This window comes from Nocardiopsis sp. TNDT3, from assembly GCF_003427465.1.
Classification (GTDB): Bacteria; Actinomycetota; Actinomycetes; order Streptosporangiales; family Streptosporangiaceae; genus Nocardiopsis; species Nocardiopsis dassonvillei.
Genome location: NZ_QPFC01001377.1, coordinates 1 through 1,459, shown reverse-complemented (window position 1 = coordinate 1,459; position 1,459 = coordinate 1). Strand labels below are relative to the sequence as shown.

2 protein-coding genes and 1 pseudogene are annotated in these 1,459 nt (G+C 73.9%); all 3 read right to left on the bottom strand.

All coding sequences use genetic code 11. From position 1 onward, the window contains the following. A pseudogene (locus DQW06_RS28015) lies at positions 1-325 on the bottom strand (polyprenyl synthetase); the annotation flags it as partial. A 118-nt stretch (positions 326-443) separates the two neighbouring features. Further along, a complete protein-coding gene (locus tag DQW06_RS28010; RefSeq protein ID WP_019609388.1) occupies positions 444-1,064 on the bottom strand; it encodes a response regulator transcription factor in 621 nt (206 codons plus the stop codon). After that, the coding region (locus DQW06_RS28005; protein ID WP_232833187.1) for a sensor histidine kinase at positions 1,061-1,459 on the bottom strand (399 nt) is incomplete at its 5' end. The genes DQW06_RS28010 and DQW06_RS28005, both read right to left, overlap by 4 nt.

The following is a 1,459-nucleotide window of genomic DNA, read 5'->3' as shown; positions in this document are numbered from 1 at the left end:
GGCGCCCCTGGGAGAGGGTGTCCAGGAGCGCACGGCGCACCCGCGGGTCGGTGACCCGGTCGGCCCCGACGAGGGCGCGGACGGCGTCGACGCACCCCTGGTCCACCCACGACTCGCCGCCGTGCACGCGTGCGCTCCGGTCGGCCACGTACCAGACCGCCTGGTGGGCCTCCGCGCCCCCTCCCGCCGCGCCGCCGAGGCGGGCGAAGGAGAACACCAGCCCGTACTCGTCCGCACCGTCGACCAGTCGGAACGCGAACCGCAGCCGGTCGGGCCCGCCCCGCGGGTCCGGCGCGTCCGGCTCGGCACCGGGACGCGCGTCCATCGCGCCTACTTCCCGCTCGTACGGCCCGGGGTCACCACCCCGGACACAAGCGGAGAGTATCTGACTAATCACCCTCCGGGGTAATCGGAGACGAAAGCAGCGGACCGGGGAGCGGGGACTACCCCAGGAGGCCGCGCCGGTACGCCTCGGCGACCGCAGCGGCCCGGTCGCGCACGCCGAGCTTGTTGTACACGTGCTGGAGGTGGGTCTTGATGCTCGCCTCGCTGATGAACAACCGCGCCGCCGCGGCCCGGTTGGACGCGCCGTCGGCGACGAGCCCCAGCACCTGCAGTTCGCGGTCGCTCAGGCTCTGACCGGCGGGTCTGCGGACCTGACCCATCAGGTGCCGGACCGCGGTCGGCGCCAGGACCGACTCCCCCCGGTGCACCGCGCGCACCCCGCGCAGGAGTTCGTCGGGGGAGGCGTCCTTGAGCAGGTAGCCGGTGGCCCCGGCCTCGATCGCCGGGAGCACGTCGCTCTCGCTGTCGAAGGTGGTGAGGACGAGGACGCGCACGTCCGGCCGCTCCCGGGACAGGACGGCGATCGCCCCGACGCCGGACAGGACCGGCATGCGCAGGTCCATCAGCACCACGTCCACGGCCAGCCGTCCGACCAGTTCGACCGCCTCGCGGCCGTTGGCGGCCTCGCCGACCACCTCGATGTCGTCCTGCGCGGTGAAGGCTCCGCGCAGGCCGTCGCGCACGACCGGGTGGTCGTCGGCGATCAGGACCCGGATCACGCCGCCCCCACCGGAATCGCGGGCACCGTGGCGCTGACGGCGGTGCCCTCCCCCTCGCCGCTCTCGATCTCCAACGCTCCTCCGATCCCGCGCACGCGCTGGCGCATGCTGCTGAGCCCGAACCCGTGCTGGTTGTGTCCCGTGATGCCCCTGCCGTCGTCGCGCACGTCGAGCAGGACGACGTCGTCGGAGTAGGACAGGGTCACGCCCACGCGCGAGGCGTCGGCGTGCCTGGCGACGTTGGTGAGCGCCTCCTGGGCCACCCGGAAGAGGACCACCTCGATCGCCGGGCTCAGTGCGACGCGTTCGCCGGTGACGTCGAGGTCGGGACGGACGCCGTGCTCCTCCGCCCAGCGGCGGGTGAGTTCGCCCAGGGCCTCGGGCAGCTGGCTCTC